Source organism: Streptomyces sp. NPDC018031 (genome assembly GCF_044327625.1).
Lineage (GTDB): Bacteria > Actinomycetota > Actinomycetes > Streptomycetales > Streptomycetaceae > Streptomyces.
The window spans coordinates 451,583-469,796 of record NZ_JBIRFT010000002.1 but is presented as its reverse complement, the minus strand read 5'-3'; the positions used below and the strand labels follow the sequence as shown (position 1 = coordinate 469,796).

At 75.4% G+C, this 18,214-nt stretch carries 17 protein-coding genes; 12 read left to right on the top strand and 5 right to left on the bottom strand.

Translation table 11 applies throughout. The features are described 5' to 3' along the window. Positions 1-34: 34 nt before the first annotated feature. Entirely contained in the window at positions 35-2,143 is a 2,109-nt protein-coding gene (locus ACH4B3_RS08365; protein ID WP_398461962.1) for a phage holin family protein, read from the bottom strand. Between the two features lie 285 nt (positions 2,144-2,428). Here ACH4B3_RS08365 and ACH4B3_RS08360 point away from each other — a divergent pair, with 285 nt between their 5' ends. Both ACH4B3_RS08360 and ACH4B3_RS08355 read left to right on the top strand, forming a co-directional pair. Beyond that, entirely contained in the window at positions 2,429-3,211 is a 783-nt protein-coding gene (locus tag ACH4B3_RS08360) for an MBL fold metallo-hydrolase (protein WP_398461961.1), read from the top strand. Beyond that, the gene (locus ACH4B3_RS08355) at positions 3,208-3,846 is read left to right on the top strand and encodes a DedA family protein (RefSeq protein ID WP_398461960.1); all 639 of its coding nucleotides are present in this window, start codon (positions 3,208-3,210) and stop codon (positions 3,844-3,846) included. Before ACH4B3_RS08360 ends, ACH4B3_RS08355 begins: the two co-directional genes overlap by 4 nt. A 305-nt stretch (positions 3,847-4,151) precedes the next feature. On the opposite strand, the gene ACH4B3_RS08350 is transcribed toward ACH4B3_RS08355, so the two are convergent. Further along, on the bottom strand, positions 4,152-5,792 hold the full coding sequence (locus tag ACH4B3_RS08350) for an FAD-dependent oxidoreductase (protein ID WP_398461959.1): 1,641 nt from the start codon (positions 5,790-5,792) through the stop codon (positions 4,152-4,154). A 178-nt stretch (positions 5,793-5,970) separates the two neighbouring features. Here ACH4B3_RS08350 and ACH4B3_RS08345 point away from each other — a divergent pair, with 178 nt between their 5' ends. The 9 genes from ACH4B3_RS08345 to ACH4B3_RS08305 all read left to right on the top strand — a co-directional run bounded on the left by ACH4B3_RS08345 (position 5,971) and on the right by ACH4B3_RS08305 (position 13,230). Beyond that, complete coding sequence (locus tag ACH4B3_RS08345) at positions 5,971-7,104, top strand: SchA/CurD-like domain-containing protein (protein WP_398461958.1); 1,134 nt, start codon at positions 5,971-5,973, stop codon at positions 7,102-7,104. Positions 7,105-7,246: 142 nt separating this feature from the next. After that, positions 7,247-7,705, top strand: a complete 459-nt coding sequence (locus ACH4B3_RS08340) for a cupin domain-containing protein (RefSeq protein WP_398461957.1) — start codon at positions 7,247-7,249, stop codon at positions 7,703-7,705. After that, positions 7,702-8,967, top strand: coding sequence for a beta-ketoacyl-[acyl-carrier-protein] synthase family protein (locus ACH4B3_RS08335; protein ID WP_398461956.1), 1,266 nt, complete (start codon positions 7,702-7,704; stop codon positions 8,965-8,967). The genes ACH4B3_RS08340 and ACH4B3_RS08335 overlap by 4 nt, the downstream gene beginning before the upstream one ends. Next, complete coding sequence (locus ACH4B3_RS08330) at positions 8,967-10,205, top strand: ketosynthase chain-length factor (RefSeq protein ID WP_398461955.1); 1,239 nt, start codon at positions 8,967-8,969, stop codon at positions 10,203-10,205. Before ACH4B3_RS08335 ends, ACH4B3_RS08330 begins: the two co-directional genes overlap by 1 nt. After that, positions 10,205-10,462: an acyl carrier protein gene (locus tag ACH4B3_RS08325; protein WP_398461954.1), complete on the top strand. Its 258-nt coding sequence runs from the start codon at positions 10,205-10,207 to the stop codon at positions 10,460-10,462. The genes ACH4B3_RS08330 and ACH4B3_RS08325 overlap by 1 nt, the downstream gene beginning before the upstream one ends. A 1-nt stretch (position 10,463) precedes the next feature. Then, on the top strand, positions 10,464-10,928 hold the full coding sequence (locus ACH4B3_RS08320; RefSeq protein WP_398461953.1) for an SRPBCC family protein: 465 nt from the start codon (positions 10,464-10,466) through the stop codon (positions 10,926-10,928). 68 nt (positions 10,929-10,996) lie between these two features. Further along, positions 10,997-11,329, top strand: a complete 333-nt coding sequence (locus ACH4B3_RS08315) for a TcmI family type II polyketide cyclase (RefSeq protein ID WP_398462324.1) — start codon at positions 10,997-10,999, stop codon at positions 11,327-11,329. A gap of 619 nt (positions 11,330-11,948) precedes the next feature. Further along, entirely contained in the window at positions 11,949-12,392 is a 444-nt protein-coding gene (locus ACH4B3_RS08310) for a hypothetical protein (protein WP_398461952.1), read from the top strand. A 118-nt stretch (positions 12,393-12,510) separates the two neighbouring features. Next, positions 12,511-13,230, top strand: coding sequence for a class F sortase (locus ACH4B3_RS08305; RefSeq protein ID WP_398461951.1), 720 nt, complete (start codon positions 12,511-12,513; stop codon positions 13,228-13,230). Between the two features lie 337 nt (positions 13,231-13,567). Here the strand turns inward: ACH4B3_RS08305 and ACH4B3_RS08300 are convergent, their stop codons facing one another. The 3 genes from ACH4B3_RS08300 to ACH4B3_RS08290 all read right to left on the bottom strand — a co-directional run bounded on the left by ACH4B3_RS08300 (position 13,568) and on the right by ACH4B3_RS08290 (position 17,180). Beyond that, entirely contained in the window at positions 13,568-14,593 is a 1,026-nt protein-coding gene (locus ACH4B3_RS08300; RefSeq protein ID WP_398462323.1) for a methyltransferase, read from the bottom strand. Positions 14,594-14,645: 52 nt separating this feature from the next. Then, on the bottom strand, positions 14,646-15,887 hold the full coding sequence (locus ACH4B3_RS08295; protein WP_398461950.1) for a right-handed parallel beta-helix repeat-containing protein: 1,242 nt from the start codon (positions 15,885-15,887) through the stop codon (positions 14,646-14,648). 78 nt (positions 15,888-15,965) lie between these two features. After that, positions 15,966-17,180: an aminotransferase class I/II-fold pyridoxal phosphate-dependent enzyme gene (locus ACH4B3_RS08290; RefSeq protein ID WP_398461949.1), complete on the bottom strand. Its 1,215-nt coding sequence runs from the start codon at positions 17,178-17,180 to the stop codon at positions 15,966-15,968. A 446-nt stretch (positions 17,181-17,626) separates the two neighbouring features. On the opposite strand from ACH4B3_RS08290, the gene ACH4B3_RS08285 reads away from it, so the two are divergent. Further along, positions 17,627-18,187 (top strand): type 1 glutamine amidotransferase domain-containing protein, encoded by a 561-nt coding sequence (locus ACH4B3_RS08285; RefSeq protein ID WP_398461948.1) that lies wholly within the window; start codon positions 17,627-17,629, stop codon positions 18,185-18,187. Positions 18,188-18,214: the final 27 nt, after the last annotated feature.

The window sequence follows — 18,214 nt, the reverse complement described above, 5'->3', positions numbered from 1 at the left end:
CGTCATGGTCATGGATGGAGTGCGGCGCGCCAAATCACCGGGTTTTGTCCTGCATCCCCGGGGTGACGACCGGAAAAGGTACGGCGATATCGCTGATCGGCGGTGATTCGTCCGCGGGGACCTGGGGTCCGTGCGCCTCCCGCAGCCAGCGCCGCAGGACGCGGTGCACCTGCTCCGCGCCGACCAGCGGCGGCCCGTCGGGCGACGGCGGGGTGAGGTCGCGGGGCCACAGCAGGAAGGGGTGCCCCTGGGCCCCGCCCAGGCCGCCGTGCGAGCCGATCTGGCTCTCGAAGGCGTGCACCTCGCCGGTCCGCGGGTGGTACGCCGAGTTGACCATGATGTCGGCGGCGTTCCGGAACCCGTCGGTGCGCCGGACCGCCGCCACCGCCCCCTCGCCGAAGGGTGCCAGCGGGCTCCGGCCGATGACCCGGCCGCTGTCGAGGTGGTGCTCGGCACCGCCGGCCCCGAGCACCACCGGCCCGTGCTCGGCCGACCGTACGAGCACAAAGCCCACCCCCGGATGGTCGGCGAGGACGCGCAGCAGGGAGGGGTGGCGGGCGTCGATCTGCTCCCGGGTCATCCGGCCGGGCACGTCGGGGAAGGACACCAGGCCCAGGTTGCCGGAGGCGAGCACCACCGGCTCGCCGCCGCCGTGGCCGGTGCCGTCCCGCTCCGGGCGGCGCAGGGCGGTACGGGCCGCCTCGCGCGCCTCGGCGCCGGAGGCGGTGCTTCCGGCGCGGCGCGGGACCGGCAGTCCGCAGCCGGCCCGGACCAGGTCCTCCAGGGTGAGGCCGAAGCGGCCGGCGAAGCTCTCCCCCGGGCTCTGCCCGTGGTCGGACAGCAGCACGATGCGGTAGTCGCGCGGGGCGTGCTCGGTGACCTTGCCGATCAGCGCGACGGCGCGGTCCAGCCGGCGCAGCACCTGGTGGGTGTCGCGGCTGTGCGGCCCCGAGTGGTGGGCCACCTCGTCGTAGGCGACCAGATCGGCGTAGACGACGGTGCGCCCGGACAGGATGTCGCCGACGACCGCGGCCACCACCACGTCCCGTTCGACGACGGTGGCGAAGGCGCGGATGAACGGGTAGAGCCCGCCGCGCCGCATCCGCGGGGTCTCCCGGCGCAGCAGGGCCCGGGTGGACTGCCCGATCTCCCGGAACACCTCGGCGACGAAGGAGCCCGCGGTGCGGGTGGCGTTGGCCGGGTCGGAGAAGTAGGCGAAGTAGCCGGAGCGGGAGCGGTTGTACCGGCCGCGCCGGGCGGCGACGGAGAGCACCAGGGCGAGCTGCTCGGCGCCGCCGGTGAACAGGTTGCCGCGGCTGGCGCCGTCGACGGTGAGCAGCCCTCCGTCGCCGGTCCGGGCGATGGCGCGGCGTTGCAGCTCGGCGGCGCTGGTGGGCCGGTTGCTGACCATCACCTGGCCGGTCTCCTTCTCGTACCAGCGGAAGGCGGGGACGTCCTCGGTGGAGCCGTGCAGGATGCCCAGCTGGCTGGCGCCGGTCTGGCTGGACCAGTCGGTGCGCCAGGGCGTGAGGGTGTGGGTGCCGGCGTGCCAGCCGGCGACGGTCGGCATCAGCGGCCGCCGGCCGCGCAGGGCGGCGAGCAGGACGTCGTGGCCCACCCCGTCGAGCTGGAGGAAGACGGTGCCTGGGGGCAGCCGGTGTCCGGCCCGCTCGCCGAGCCGGCGCCGTCTGCGGTCGGCCATCCGGGCCAGCCGGCGGCGGTACGCCCCGTCGTCGCGGACGGTGAGGAAGGTGCTGGTCGCGGAGGAGGCGGCGGACATCACCGCGGCGACCACCACGGCGGTCTCCGGTTCCGCGGTACCCCGGCCGTCGGGGATCAGGCTGAGCGCGATGAGCAGCAGCGACCCGTTGAGGACGAACACCAGCAGGCCGAGCACGAAGGCCGGGACCAGCAGCAGCGCGCGGACCAGCAGCGGCCACACCAGGGCGCCCAGCAGGCCGAAGGCGCCGGCCCCGGAGGCGGCGGTGACGCCGATCCGGGTGGCGCTGTCGCCGTCGGCGGACTGCAGCCGGAAGTCGGGCAGGGCGGCGGCCAGGACGAGCATCGTCAGGGTGCTGACCGCCCACACGGCCACCACCCGCAGACCGGCCCCGCCCACGGTTCTCCAGCTGGGCATCCGCATTCCCATCCCATCTCGTTCCGCCGTGCTCGCTCCCCAGCGTGTCACAGCCGGTGGGCGGGGCTGTGCGGCGGACGGGGGGCCGGCGGCGCGGGCGCGGGCGGCTGTGCGCGGGCGCGGGCAGGCGGCCGTCGGGGCGTGTCCGGGGCCCCTCGCACCCCTGGCGCGGCTCCGGCGGGCGGCCTCCGGTGCGGCCCGCGGCAGGAGCCCCGCGCGGTACCGGCCCGCGGCGCGACCGGGCTGAACTACGCTCGGGTGCGTGCTCCGTCGAGCGACAGGAGGTTCCGGGTGCCGGTGGAAGTCACCTGGTGGGGTCACGCCACCGCGACGGTGCGGGACTCGGGCGTGACGGTGCTGACCGATCCGCTCTTCGCGCGGCGGCTGGCGCATCTGCGGCGCCGCCGGGGCGCGCTGCCGCCGCCGGCCGCCGCGGTCGCCGACGTCGCGCTGGTGTCGCACCTGCACGCCGACCATCTCCACCTGGGGTCGCTGGCCAGGCTGGCCGTGGGCACCCGGCTGGTGGTGCCCGCGGGGGCGGGCGCCGCGGTGCCGGGGCTGCGGCGGGTGGCCGCGACGCGCCGGCTGCGGGTCGTCGAGGTGCGTCCGGGGGACGAGGTCGCGGTCGGCCAGGTGCGGATACGCGCGGTGCCCGCCGCGCACGACGGCCGCCGGCTGCCGTACGGGCCGCGCCGGGTGCCGGCGCTCGGCTACGTGGTGCGCGGTGAGGCCACCACGTACTTCGCCGGTGACACCGGGCTCTTCGACGGGATGGCGGAGGCCGTCGGCCCCTGCGACGTGGCGCTGCTGCCGGTGGGCGGCTGGGGCCCCTATCTGGGGCACGGGCACCTGGACGCGCGGCGCGCGGCGCAGGCACTGGCCCGGCTGGAGGCGCGCAGCGCGGTTCCGGTGCACTACGGCACGTACTGGCCGATCGGGCTGGACGCGGTGCGGCCGCACGAGTTCCACTCGCCGGGCGAGGAGTTCGTGCGGCACGCCGGCGGGCTCGCCCCCGCCGCGGCGGTCCACCGGCTGGGGCACGGGGAGAGTGTGCTGCTGGAGGCCGCCAGGTGATCGACGAGCTGGTCGAGCTGGCACGCAGTGTGCCACCGGAGTCCACACAGCAGGCGGTCGGGTATCCCTCGCTGTTCCTGCTGGTGGTGGTGGGTGCGCTGGTGCCGGTGGTGCCGACCGGCGCGGTGGTCAGCTCGGCGGCGGTGGTGGCACTCCACCAGACGGCGCCGTTCTCGCTGCTGATCGTCTTCCTGGTGGCCGCCCTCGCGGCGTTCCTCGGGGACCTGGCCCTGTACTGGCTGGGCCGGCGCGGGGTGCGGTCGCGGAACGGCTCGCGCTGGCTGGGCCGGATCCGCGACCGGGCGGCGCCGGAGCGGCTGGCGCAGGCCCAGGCACGGCTGGACGAGCACGGGGTGACGGTGCTGGTGCTGTCCCGGCTGGTCCCGGCCGGGCGGATCCCGGTGATGCTCGCCTGTCTGCTGGCCGGGATGCCGGTGCGGCGGTTCGCGCGCGGGGCGCTGCCGGCGGCGCTGGCGTGGGCGGCCACGTACCAGGTGATCGGGATCCTGGGCGGTTCGCTGTTCGCCGAGCCGTGGGAGGGCGTGGCGGCGGCGGTGGCGCTGACCGTGGTGGTCGGCTCGGTTCCGGCGCTGTGGCGCCGGGTGCGCCGGGCGCACCGGGAGCCCGCGGGCTGACCGGGCCGCGGGACCGCCGGGCCGCGGCCCGCACCCGGCAGCATGCGGTTCCGGTGGGGGCGGCAGCGGGCGGTTCCGGTGCACGGCGGACGCGGGCGCTTCCGGAGGACGGGGCCACGGACGGCGCCGATGCGCGCCGGACGCGGACGGCCCCGGAGAGCAGCGACCACGGACGCTTCCGGTGCACGGCGACCACGGACGCTTCCGGAGGACGGGGGCCACGGACGCCTCCGGGGCGCGGTGCGCGGCCGGCCGACCGGTCAAGCGTTCGCCGCCCGCGCACCGCTTGACCGGTCGGCCGGCCGTCAGGGGGTCAGGCTCAGGACCGAGGTCAGCACCGAGGTCAGGACCCGGTCCGGGTCCGGGTCCGGGCCGTCCGCGCGCCAGGCCACGAAGCCGTCGGGGCGTACCAGCACCGCGCCGTCCTCCGCGGTGCCGTGCGTGCGGGCCCAGTCGCCGCCGGGGGCGGGCGCCAGGTCCAGGTCCGGGCCGCTTCCGACGCGGTAGCTGTCCAGCGGCACCGAGAGCCGGGCGGCGACCCGCCGCGCGGCGGTGTGCCATGCCGCTCCGGCGGCGCCGGTGAGCAGCACGCAGCGGCGTTCGTACAGGTCGAGCGTGGAGAGCCGGACGCCCGCGCGCAGCAGCCACATGTGCGGCGCCCGGCTGCCCGGCGCCCCGGTGGCCTCGAACCGCTCGGGCACCGGCGGCTGGTCCGGGTCGGTGCCCAGCACCGCGCCGCGCGGGTAGCGGTAGCCCATCGCGACCGCCAGCACGTCGCTCTGCCGGGCGGCCGCCGGGGGTGCGGCGTAGCCGGGGTGGCTGTGCTCGGCGGAGCGGGCCGCGGCGCGGGCGCTGGTGGCGACGGCGACCGGCTGCCGCTCGGCGCCGTAGGTCGCCAGCAGTCCGGGGCCGGCCCAGCCGCCGAGTACCGCGGCGAGTTTCCAGGCCAGGTTGTGCGCGTCCTGGATGCCGGTGTTGGAGCCGAACGCGCCGGTCGGCGACATCTCGTGGGCCGAGTCCCCGGCGAGGAAGACCCGGCCGTCCCGGTAGCGTTCGGCGACCCGCTCGGCGGCGTGCCAGGGCGCCTTGCCGGTGATCTCGACCTCCAGGCCGGGGACGCCGGTGGCGGCCCGGATGTGGGCGACGCACCGTTCGTCGGTGAAGTCCTCCAGCGCCTCGCCGGTCTCCGGGTGCCAGGGGGCGTGGAAGACCCAGTGCTCGACGTTGTCGACCGGCAGCAGCGCGCCGTCCGCGCCGGGGGTGGTCAGGTAGCAGGCGATGAACCGGTCCTCGCCCACCACGTCGGCGAGCCGCTTGGCGCGGAAGGTGATGCTGACGTTGTGGAACAGGTCGCCGCGTCCGGACTGGCCGATGCCCAGCCGCTCCCGGACCGGGCTGCGCGGCCCGTCGGCCGCGACCAGGTACGCGGCGCGGACGGTGCGGCACTCGCCGGTGGCCCGGTCGGTGAGCCGCGCCGTCACCCCGTCGGCGTCCTGCTCGAAGGAGCTGAGCTCGGTGTTGAACCGCAGCTCTCCGCCGAGCTCGCCGGCCGCCCGCAGCAGCACCGGCTCCAGGTCGTTCTGACTGCACAGGCACCAACCGGCCGGGCTGAGGCGGGACAGTGCCCCGCCGGGGTCGATCTCCTTGAACAGCCAGCTCCGGTCGGTGCCGGTGAGGGAGCCGGCCTGCAGGATGCCGTGGTTGTCCGCGAGAACGGAGGCGGCCTCCCGGACGGCGTCCGCCACCCCCGCCGTGCGCAGCAGCTCCATGGTGCGCACGTTGTTGCCGCGGCCCCTGGGGTGGATGGAGGTGCCGGGGTGCTTCTCCACCAGCAGATGGCGGATGCCCAGGCGGCCCAGGAAGAGCGAGGTGGACAGGCCCACCAGGGAGCCGCCCACGATCAGGACCGGTACCGAGGCATCGGCGTGCGGAACATGTGGCGTCATTTTCTGGCTATGCCCGCCATTTCAGGGGTCACCGGGCAGGCAGGCCGCCCGTTCCCCCGGATGGATCACACATCTCGCGCCATCCGTGGGAGCGCTCCACGATCGGGAAGCGGGTGGCGCACCCTCCGGCGGCGCACCCCCCGACGGAGCGGCGCACCTCTCGAAGGAGACGTGGAACATGAGCACCCTGTCCGAGACTCCCCGGTCCCCGCGCACCGCGCGACCCGCCTCCCGAACCGACTCGCGGCTGCGGGTCATCCTGCTGCTGGAGGTCCGCCACGGCGCCCAGCAGCGCTTCCTGGACGCCTATGACCAGTTGTGCCACCAGGTGGCGGAGGTGCCCGGCCACATCAGCGACCAGTTGTGCCAGTCGATCGAGAACCCGTCCCAGTGGCTGATCACCAGCGAGTGGGAGAGCGCCCCGCCGTTCCTGGCCTGGGTGGACAGCGAGGAGCACCGCGAGATGGTCAAGCCGCTGCACGGGTGTGTCAACGACACCCGGTCGCTGCGGTTCACCGTCATGCGGGAGACCAGCCACGGCCCGCTCGGACCGGTGACCACCGACGGCCTGCTGGCCGAACCCAGGGTGGGCGACGGGGTGGTGCGGCATGCGCTGACCTTCACGGTGCGGCCCGGCAGCGAGCGGACCGTGGCCGAGATCCTGGCCGCGTACGAGTCGCCCGAGGCCCGGGTCGACGACTCCACCCGGCTGCTGCGCACCTCGCTGTTCATGCGCGGCAACCGGGTCGTCCGGGCCGTGGAGGTCAAGGGCGACCTGGTCGCGGCGCTGCGGCACGTGGCACGGCAGCCGGAGGTGCGGGCGGTGGAGGAGGCCATCAACCCGTACCTGGAGGTGGACCGGGACCTGGACGACCCGGAGTCGGCCCGGGAGTTCTTCATGCGCGCGGCGCTGCCCATGTCGCACCACCGCACGGTCTCCGGGCTGCGGCCCTCCGGGGTGCGCCGGCACGCGCTGCTCTACCCGGTGCGCACCGGGTGCGGGGCCGCCGTCGCCACGCTGCTGGCACGCCAGGACGAACTGGCCGCGGCGGACCCGTCGAACCCGGTGGTGGGCGCCACGATCTTCCAGCGGGACGACACGGTGATGCGGATGGTCGACGCGACCGCCCCGCTGGAGCGGCACGCGGCGCTGGCGCTGGGCGTCGGCGGCAAGCGGGCCGGAGCGGTGCTGAGCCGCCTGGTGGACCTGGGCCCGGACGGCGGCCTGTCGGACGAGGCCGGGCGCCGCCGGTTCCTCGCGCGCTGTGTGATGACCCCGGTCACCGACCGCCGGTCGGCCGACGACGGGTGATCCCGCCGCCACCCCGTCCCCGCCGCCATCGGTGACATCCCGTCCCGCCGAGGCGCCCCGGGCCGCCGCCGGGCCACGTCCCCCGCGGCGGTCCGCGACGCCGCCCCGCTGTCCGTTCCCATCCCGTCCGGGAGGTATCCCCATGACCGACCAGCCGACCCCGACCCCCACCCCGTCCTCTCCGCGTGTCGTGAGCCTCGACGACGTCCCGCCCAACCGGCGCCGCGGCGGTGATCTGCGCGCCCTGCTCACCCCGACGGCGGTGGGTGCCACCAGCGGCTTCATGGGGCTGGCGCTGATCGGCCCGGGTGAGCGGATCGCCGAGCACTACCACCCGTACTCGGAGGAGTTCGTGTACGTGGTGTGCGGCGAACTCGAAGTGGACCTGGACGGCACGGCGCACCCGCTCCGCGCCGACCACGGCCTGCTGATCCCGGCGTTCATGCGGCACCGGTTCCGCAACGTCGGCGACACCGAGGCCCGGATGGTCTTCCACCTCGGTCCGCTGGCGCCCCGCCCCGACCTCGGCCACGTGGACACCGAGGACGCGACGGGGGCCCGCATCGCCGAGGACCCCGGCACGGCCCGGGTGGCGTCATGACCCGGCGGGTGGCGGTCACCGGGGTGGGGGTGGTCGCGCCGGGCGGGGTGGGCACCGGCGCGTTCTGGGACATGCTCACCGCGGGCCGTACCGCGACGCGGACCATCACGCTGTTCGACCCGGCCGGCTTCCGCTCCCGGATAGCCGCCGAGTGCGACTTCGACGCGGCGGCGTGCGGGCTCACCCCGGACGAGGTGGCGGCCGCCGACCGGTACGTGCAGTTCGCGATGGTGGCGGCCGACGAGGCGGTCCGCGACGCCGGCCTGGACATGGACGCCGAGGACCCCTGGCGGGTCGGCGTGTCGCTGGGCACGGCGGTCGGCGGCACCACCCGGCTGGAGCACGACTACGTCCTGGTCAGCGGGGAGGGGGCGCGCTGGGACGTGGACCACCGGCCGGCCGGGCCGTTCCTGCACCGGGCGTTCTCGCCCAGTGCGCTGGCCTCCGGGGTGGCGGAGCGGCTGGGCGCGCACGGTCCGGTGCAGACGGTGTCCACCGGCTGCACCTCGGGCCTGGACGCCGTCGGCTACGCCTTCCAGGCCATCGAGGAGGGCGCCGCCGACGTGTGCGTGGCCGGCGCCTCGGACTCGCCGATCTCACCGATCACGGTGGCCTGCTTCGACGCGATCAAGGCGACGTCGGCGAACAACGACGACCCGGAGCACGCGTCCCGGCCGTTCGACGCCCGGCGGGACGGCTTCGTGATGGGCGAGGGCGCCGCGGTCCTGGTGCTGGAGGAACTGGAACACGCCCGCCGGCGGGGCGCGGAGGTGTACTGCGAGGTCAACGGCTTCGCCACGTTCGGCAACGCGTACCACATGACGGGCCTGACCACGGAGGGCCTGGAGATGTCCCGGGCGATCGACACCGCGCTGGACCACTCCCGGATCGACGGCTCCGAGATCGACTACGTCAACGCGCACGGCTCGGGCACCAAGCAGAACGACCGCCATGAGACGGCGGCGGTGAAGCGGTCGCTGGGCGAGCACGCCTACGCCACGCCGATGAGCTCCATCAAGTCGATGGTCGGGCACTCGCTGGGCGCGATAGGCGCCATAGAGCTGGCCGCGTGCACCCTGGCGCTGGCCCACGGGGTGATCCCCCCGACGGCCAACTACGAGGAACCGGACCCGGAGTGCGATCTGGACTACGTGCCGAAGACGGCGCGTACGGCGCCGCTGCGCCGGGTGCTGTCGGTGGGCAGCGGCTTCGGCGGCTTCCAGTCCGCGGTGGTCCTCGGTCACGACGGCGGGAGGGTGTGATGGGCGGTACGGCACGGCACACGGTCATCACCGGGCTCGGCATCGTCGCCCCCAACGGCATCGGCACCGACGCGTTCTGGAAGGCGACCCGGGAAGGCGTCCTGGTCCTGGACCGCCTCTCCCGGGAGGGCTGCGCGGACTATCCGCTGCGGGTCGCCGGCCAGGTGCGGGCGTTCGACGCCGGAGCCGCGGTGGAGGACCGCTTCCTGGTGCAGACCGACCGGTTCAGCCATTTCGCGATGGGCGCCGCCGACCTGGCGCTGGGCCACGCCCAGCTGAACACCGACGGGCTGCCGCCCTACTCGGTGGGGGTGGTGACCGCGGCCGGCTCCGGCGGCGGCGAGTTCGGCCAGCGGGAGCTGCAACGGCTGTGGGGGAAGGGGCCGAAGTACGTCGGCCCGTACCAGTCCATCGCCTGGTTCTACGCGGCCAGTACCGGCCAGATCTCCATCCGGGGCGGGTTCAAGGGCCCGTGCGGGGTGGTGGCCGCCGACGAGGCGGGGGGTCTGGACGCCTTCGCGCACGCCTGCCGGTCGGTCCGCAACGGGGCGGACGCGGTCCTGGTGGGCGCCACCGAGGCCCCGCTGGCGCCCTACTCGGTCGTGTGCCAGCTGGGCTACCGGGAGCTGAGCCGCTCGGCCGACCCGGAGCGCGCGTACCTGCCGTTCACCGCGGAGGCGAGCGGGTTCGTCCCCGCCGAGGGCGGCGCCATGCTGGTGGTGGAGGAGGAGACCGCCGCGCTGGAGCGGGGCGCCCCGGTCCGGGCCCGGCTGCTGGGCCACGGCGCCACCTTCACCCGGCCGTCGGGCTGGGAGGAGTCGCGGGAGGGGCTGGCGCGGGCGATCGGGATCGCGCTGGAGCGGGCGGGGTGCGCTCCGGACGAGGTCGACGTGGTGTTCGCGGACGCGCTGGGCACGCCGGAGGCGGACCGGGCGGAGGCGCTGGCGGTGGCGGACGCGCTGGGCGCGCACGCCGCGCGGGTGCCGGTGACCGCGCCGAAGGCCGGTTACGGCCGGGCCTACTGCGGTGGCCCGCCGCTGGACGTGGCTGCCGCGGTGCTCGCCCTGGAGCACGGCACGGTGCCGCCGACCCCGCAGGTCACCGAGGTCTGCCACGACCTGGACCTGGTGACCTGCCGCGCCCGCAGCGCCGAGCTGCGCACGGCGCTGGTACTGAGCCGGGGGCTGATGGGATCCAACGCGGCGCTGCTGCTGCGCCGCGCGGAAGGAGAAAACTGATGTCGAGTCAACTGACGCACGAGGAACTGGCTGCCCTGATGAAGAGCTGCGCCGGGATCGCCGTCGACCCCGAGCGACTGCGCGGCGGACAGGACGCCCCACTGGCCGAGTTCGGTCTCGATTCGCTCGGACTGCTGGCCATCGTCAGCGAGTTGGAGCAGCGCTACGGCGTGCAGATCGACTCGCGGGCCGAGGCGTGCAAGACCCCCGGCGACTTCGTCGAGGTCGTCAACGAGTCCCTCACCGTAGGAGCATGACATGGCCGGACACACCGACAACGAGATCCTGATCAACGCTCCCCTGGACTTCGTCTGGGAGGTCACCAACGACCTGGAGGGCTGGCCGCAGCTGTTCAGCGAGTACGCCTCCGTGGAGGTGCTCGAACGGGACGGCGACACCACCGTCTTCCGGCTGACCATGCACCCGGACGAGAACGGCACGGTGTGGAGCTGGGTTTCGGAGCGCGAGGCGGACCGGGAGGCGCTCACCGTGTGGGCGCGGCGGGTGGAGACCGGCCCGTTCTCCTACATGAACATCCGCTGGGAGTACGAGGAGACGCCGCGCGGCACCCTGATGCGGTGGACCCAGGACTTCGAGATGAAGCCGGAGGCTCCGGTCGACGACGCCGGCATGACCGAGCGGATCAACCGGAACTCCAAGATCCAGATGGAGCTCATCCGGGACCGGGTGGAGCAGCGCGCCCGCGCCAGGGTGGGGGCATGAGCACCGACGCCGAGGCGGGCCCGGGCGCGGCGGCCGGGCCCGGCCGGGACCGGGGCGGCGGGGAGCGGGTGCACCGCAGCCTCATCGTGGCCCGGATGCGGCCCGGTTCGGCCGACGACATCGCCGCGGTGTTCGCCGAGTCCGACCGGCGCGGCGAACTGCCGGAGCTGATCGGGGTGACCGGCCGCAGCCTGTTCCAGTTCGGCGAGGTGTACCTGCACCTCATCGAGGCGGAACGGCCGCCCGCGGCGCGGGTGGCCGACCACACCGGCCATCCGGAGTTCCAGGACATCAGCGCGCGGCTCGCCCCGTTCGTCGCCGCCTACGACCCCGCGACCTGGCGCGGCCCCCAGGACGCCATGGCGCGGGAGTTCTACCGCTGGGACCGCGGTCCGGGCTGACCCCGTTCCCTCCGATGTGCCCGCCGGGCCCGCGCGCCCCGGCCGACGGCCGCCGGATCCGCACCACCCCCGCGGTGGTCCGGGTCCGGCGGCCGTCTTCGTGTGCCGCGCGGGCCGCGGCCGGCCGACGCACGCGGCCGACGCGCGCGGGGGACGGCCGGCCGGGCCCGGCCGCGGGGCCCGGGCGCCGCAGGGGGGCGGCCGGTCGGCCGGGCCGCCGGGAGCCGGGCCGCCGGGAGCCGGGCCGCCGGGAGCCGGGGCGCCGGCCGGGGGGCGTCCGAAGGCCGCGGAGGGGCCGTCCGGGCGTTCCCGCGCCCACCGGCGGGTCCGGCGTGCGCGGAGGCGGCGGTCGGCGTACACGTGCGCGCGGGCGGGGGCGCGGGTGGGCGGCGGGTTCCGGATCGCCGCCACGGGGGTCTCCGGCCGCTCGGGAGCCCCTGCTTCCTTCGGGTGACGACACGCCGTGGGGACCACCCGTAGGGCGCACACCGCCACCCGAATGCGCTGGTGTCCGGTGGCGGGGCCCCGGGATCTGGCTGACGGTGAGGAAGGCGGCTCCGCGATTCCCTTCAGCTGACAGATGGTCAGTAATCGTCAGGAGCGCCGGAAGGAAATAACCATGCGTTCCACTCGCACGCTTATCGCCGGTGCGGTGCTCGGCGCCGCGCTGACCGTGGGTGCCCCGGCGGCCGCGTACGCCACCGACCCGGGCAGCGAAAACCGCTACTCCACCACCCAGGACGCCCAGAGCAGCCCGCAGAGCGACGGACAGGACTCCACCACGTCCGACTCCCGCCACGACCAGCACGGCTCGTGGCAGGGCAAGGACGGCCACCACGAGTGGCAGGGCAAGCACGGCGACCACAAGCAGTGGGAAGGCAAGGACAAGGAGGGTGGCTGGAACGGCCATCACAAGCCGAAGGGCGGTGTGCACACCGGCGGTGGCGGCATGGCCCTCGACAGCGGCAGCGGTCTGGCCGCCGGGGCGGTGCTGCTCGTCGGCGGCCTCGGCGCCGGCGCGTACGTCCTGCGCCGCCGTACCCCGGCCGGCAAGGCGGTCTGAGCCGAGGCTTCTTGACCGGCCCGTGCCGTTGCCGTGGTCACCGCCGCTCCCCCGGCGGTGACCACGGCACTGTCGCGGCCGGACCCCGGCCGGACTGCCCGAAGAAAGGCGACGCTCCATGGTCGAATACCCCCCGCAGGGGGACGTCGGACAAGCCCCGAAGGGGCCCGCGGCCGCGCAGCCGGCGCGCCGCGACAACAGTGCGCGCATCCTCCGCTGGGCCGCCGCGGCCTGCCTGGTCGGCGCGTTCCTCGTCTACAACTCCGTCGACGCGTCGCCGGACTCCTCCAGCAAGGAGCCGGCGGCCTCCGCCTCGTCCGAGGCCGGCGACGTCTCGGCGGACCGGCCGCGGTCCACCCGGGGCCCGGCGCTGCCGCGCTCGGCCCCCACCCGGCTGGCGATCTCCTCGCTCGGTGTGGACGCCCCGTTCACCGAGCTCACGCTGAACTCCGAGGGACAGCTCAACGCGCCCCCGGACGATGACAACAACCTGGTCGGCTGGTTCCGGGAGGGCGCCTCACCCGGTGAGCGGGGCAACGCCATCGTCGCCGGACACGTGGACACCAAGACCGGCCCGGCGGTGTTCTGGTCGCTCGCCACGCTCAAGGCCAAGGAGAAGGTGACGATCACCCGCGCCGACGGCATCGTCGCCACCTTCGTGGTCGACGACGTGGCGACGTTCGACAAGGACGAGTTCCCCGACGAGCGGGTCTACGGCGACACCCCCGACGCCCAGCTGCGGCTGATCACCTGCGGCGGGACCTACGACCGGCAGACCCAGGACTACACCGCGAACGTGGTGGTGTTCGCGCACCTCGACTCGTTCGCCTGGGCCTGACGCGGGCTCGTCGCCCCGCCTCCCCCGCCTCCCCCGTCTCCCTTCCCCCTCCCGCCGCTTCCTTCCCGGTCCGGCCTCGGCACTCATCCGCCGAGGCCGGCGGACGGTGGCGAGGGGCGGGGAGCGAGCGGCGAGGGGCGAGGGGCGAGGGGAGGATCGGCGGCGGTCGGTCGGTCGCCCGACAGGCCCCGCACGCCGGCGTCGCCCACCGACCCCCGCACCCCGGCAAGGCGCGGCGGTTCCGGGCCCGTTGCCGCGGCCGCACAGGCACGGAAAGGGCCGGGGCCCCGGGAGTCACCCGGGGCCCCGGCCCTCTGCGGGCCGGCTCGCGCCGCGGTCAGCCGGTGGTCGTCCCGGCGACCGGCCGCGGGGCCGCGACGGTGCCGTGGAAGGCGTGCAGGTACGCGTTGACCGGCTGGACGTCCGCCACCTCCAGTCCGGCCTCGGCCATCCGTGCCACCAGGCTCTCCCTGGTGTGCTTGCGCCCTCCGACGTTGAGGAGCAGCAGCAGGTCCATGGCCGTGGTGAACCGCATCGAGGGGCTGTCGTCGACGAGGTTCTCGACGACCACCACCCGGGCCCCGGGCCGCGCGGCCGCGACCACGTTGCGGAGCGTCCGGCGGGTGCTGTCGTCGTCCCATTCCAGGATGTTCTTGATGAGGTACAGGTCGGCGTCGACGGGGATGCCGCGCCGGACGTCACCGGGCACCAGCGCGGCCCGGTCGGCGAGCGCGCCGCCGGGCCGCAGCCGGGGGTCGGCACCCGCCACGACCTTGGGCAGGTCGAGGAGGGTGCCGCGCAGCCCGGGGTGCCGCTCCAGCAGGGCGGCCAGCACCTGGCCCTGGCCGCCCCCGACGTCCGCGACGTGGCCGATTCCGGTGAGGTCCAGCAGGTCCGCCACATCCGCCGCGGACTGCCGGCTGGAGGCGGTCATGGCCTTGTCGAAGACCTCGGCGGACTCCTCGGCGTCGTCGTGGAGGTAGCTGAAGAAGTCCTTGCCGTAGAGGCTGTCGAAGACATGGCTGCCGGAGCGCACCGCCTGGTCCAGCAGGGGCCAGGCCTGCCAGGTCCAGGGCTCGGTGCACCACAGGGCGATGTAGCGCAGGCTGCCCGGTGCGTCCTCGCGGAGCAGCCGGGACATCTCGGTGTGGGCGAAACACCCGTCCGCCGTCTCGCTGAACACCCCGTCGCAGGCGAGCGCGCGCAACAGCCGGCGCAGCGGCTGCGGTTCGGTGCCCAGGGCGGTGGCCAGTTCCTCGGCGGTGGCGGGTGTCTCGCCCAGCGCGTCGGCCACACCCAGCCTGGCCGCGGCACGTACCGCGGCGGCCCGTGCCGCGCCGAAAACGATCTCACGCAACCGCATCGCGGTCTGCGGCGGGGCCGCGTGCGCGGCCCGGATGGGTGTGGCGGTCACTTCAGCACCGTCCCTCCGGTACGGACCGGTCGCAGCGGTTGCCGGTGAAGGCGTTCCCCGGTCCCCGGTCCTGGTCGTCGAGGTCGGCCGGGCTGTTGCCGCGGACCTCGTTGTCACTGATGGTGTTGCGGGAGTTGGCCGTGCCCACCACGCTCTTGAAGAGCACCACGCCGCCGGACATCGGCGACTTGCCGGTGTGGCCGCGCACCTGGTTGGCGGTCACCCGGGTCTCCTCCACTCCGGTGAGCAGGATGCCGGTGCCCTGGATGAAGGGGAGGCGGGCGGTCGCCGCGCAGTAGCGGTTGTTGTGGTGGACGTTGTTGCGGGTGACGGTCAGCGCGCCGCCCCGCGGAATGGACTCGTCGCCGACGACGAAGACGCCGCCGCAGTTGCCGGTCACGGTGTTCTGCTCGACGGTGAGGTTCCGGACGCGCCGGAGCACCACGCCGATGCGGTTGTCGGCGAGTTCGTTGTCCCGCACGACGGTGCCCCGGGTGTCGATGGCCGCGGCCTCCTCGGCGGTGGTGTTGGCGATCAGGATGCCGGCCTGGCCGTTGCGGTGGGCGTCGTTGCGCCGCAGGTCGGTGCGGGTGGACCATTCCTGGCTGATGCCGTAGGCGCCGTTGTCCTCGGCCGTCACGCCGTGCACGCTCATCCGGTCGGTCCGGTTGCCCCAGACGCCGTTCTTGGCGAAGCCTCGGACGGTCAGGTTGCGGATGGCCACGCCCTGGACCGGGCGCTGCTTGGTCCCGAGGACGCAGATGCCGTGGTCGGTGGCGCAGGGCGCGGCCTCGGCGGCGGCCGCGGCGTCCGCCGGGGTCGCGGACGGGGCGGTGGGCGCGGAGCCGGGCTTCGTCGCCGGATCGGTTTTCCCGGCGGGGCCGGGTTTGGTGGCGGCCGGGGGCTTCTTCGCCGCCGGGTCGGGCTTCGTGGCCGCGGGGGGCTTCGCGGCCGGGGGCTTCGCGGCGGAGGCGGCGGGCGCGGCGATCACGGTACGGCCGCCCACTCCGCGCAGGGTCAGCCCGGGGACCGTGATGGTCACGCGCTGCCGGTAGGTACCGGGCAGCACCAGCACGGTGTCGCCGGGCCGGGCGGCGTCGACGGCCGCCTGGATGGACTGCCCGGGCCGGACGATGTGCCGGGCCGGGTGGTCGGGGGTGGCGCTCGCGGCGGCCGGGATGGCGGCTTCGAGAACGGCGAGGGTGGCGAGAGGCGCTACGAGGCGCAGCTGTCGTATGTACATGACTGGAAGCTATGAGTAGTCAGCGCAACCTGCCACTTATGCCGGGAATGCCGCCATTGGTGGTGACGGCCCGTCGGTTCAGCTCCCAGGCGGCCGGGACAGCTCGCCGACGCCCTCCGCAAGCCCCGTCAAAGCCTCCGCCACCCGGGTGAGTTCGAGCGGGGCCGGGGATTCCACCGCGGCCAGTCGCTGTACCTCGTCCGCGCCCAGCAGCGGAGCCAGCGGCAGCCGGGCCCGCAGCGCGTACGGGGCGTCGCCGAACAGGTGACCGCCGGCCACCGGCATGTCCAGCCGCCGGGTGAGATGTTCGGCCAGTTCCACCGAATCGGTGATGCCCCGGGCGTCGAGGGCGGCGCGCAGCTCGGAGAAGTCGGCGTACAGGTGGCGGCCGGCCAGCGGCGGCAGCCCGAGCACCCCGGCCTCGGTCAGCAGGCGGTGCGCCTCCTCGCCGACCGCCCGGTAGGCCCGCGCGGTCGCGGCCACCCGCGCCCGGACCGGCTCCGGCTCGTCCAGGGCGTGCGCCGCGGCGGCCGCGACCGGCGCGGACAGGGTGCCGCGGACCGCGGCGAGCATGGCGAGGGTACGGGCGTGCAGATCCGCGCAGACCTGGGTGTCCGGGAACCGGGCCACGGCCACCGGCCAGCCGGACGGCAGCAGGGCACCCGCCAGGTCGCTGAGGACGAGCACCCGTTCCGGCACCATCTCGGCGGGGCTGAGCAGCACCGTGCCGTGCGGCTCGTGCCGGGTGTCGCGCCAGGTCTCGTCGCTGACGACGAACATCCCCTCCTCCACCGCTGCCTCGCACACCTCGTGCAGCAGTTCCGGCGGCGCCGCCGTCCCGGTGGGGTCGTCGGCCACCGACAGCACCAGCGCCCGGGGCGCGCCGCCCTCGGTACGCACCCGGCGCACCGTCTCCAGCAGCGCGAAGGGGTCCGGCACCCCGCCGCACTCGGCGGGGACCGGCGCGTGGTAGGCGGGGCGGCCGGCCAGCCGCGCCAGCGGCTCGTACCAGCCGGCGCAGGGGCGGCTCAGCAGGACGTCGCCGCCGATCGCGGCGAGCAGCGCGAGCAGCAGCGGCTGGGCCCCCGGGGCCGCGGCGATCTGGTCCGGCCGGGCCGGCAGTCCGCGCCGGGACCAGTAGCCGCACGCCGCCCGGTGCAGCTCCGGTGCGCCGCCGACCGGCTCCGGACCGGTCCGGGCCACGGCCCCGGCGAACCGGGCGGCGAGTTCCGGGAGCACCGGCAGACCGCCGTCGGGCTCCGCCGGGGCGGGGATCGGTGGCTGCGGCTGCATGCGGTGCCCCTTCGTCCCTGTCGACCACGGATGCGGGTCCGTCCACCTTCGCAGATCGGGCCGGCCGGCGGGGCGGCCGACACGTGGCCCGGCTCCCCGGGACGCCCGGGGCCCGGGGCGGTCCCGCCCGGCACACCGGGTCGGCCGCCCGGCCTGGCCCGGCGGGCAGGGCGGGGCGCGCGGCCGCGCGGCGTGGCCCGGGACGCCGCCGACCGGGAGGCGCGACGGCGGCGTGGCCCGGGACGCGGCCGACCGGGGGCGCCGCCGGGGCTGCGGCCCGGCGGTGTTGTTTCGGAGCGGGCCGGCAGGCAACCCGCAACGCAGGGTGGCTGCCCGGGGCCGGACTGGCGTGCGCGCGTCACGGCGGCGCGGGCCGGTGCGGCACGTCCGCCGCCGCGGCCGCCCGCCTGGCCGTCGTTCCGCTGCTCCGAGAGGACGTGAGTTCCATGAAGGTCGCCTTTCTCGTCGCCCCCGAGGGGGTCGAACAGGTCGAGCTGACCGACCCCTGGGAGGCCGTGCACGCCGGGGCCGGCGACCCGGTGCTCGTCTCCACCGCGCCCGGCCGGATCCAGGCGTTCAACCACCTCGACAAGGCCGACACCTTCCCGGTCGACGCCGTGGTCGGCGACACCTCGGCCGGCGAGTTCGACGCGCTGGTGCTGCCCGGCGGCGTCGCCAACCCGGACGCGCTGCGGATGGACGCGGGCGCGGTCCGCTTCGTGCAGGACTTCTTCGAGGCGGGGAAGCCGGTCGCGGCGATCTGCCACGCGCCGTGGACGCTGGTCGAGGCCGACGTGGTCCGGGGCCGCACCCTGACCTCCTGGCCCAGCCTGCGCACCGACATCACCAACGCCGGCGGCACCTGGGTCGACGAACAGGTCAAGATCTGCGAGGCGGGCCCGAACACCCTGGTGACCAGCCGCAAGCCGGGTGATCTGCGGGCGTTCCACGAGGCGTTCATCCCGGTGTTCGACAAGGCGGTGCAGTCCGCGCAGTCCGCCCTGTGAGCCCCTCCGGCGCGCGGATGCCCCCGG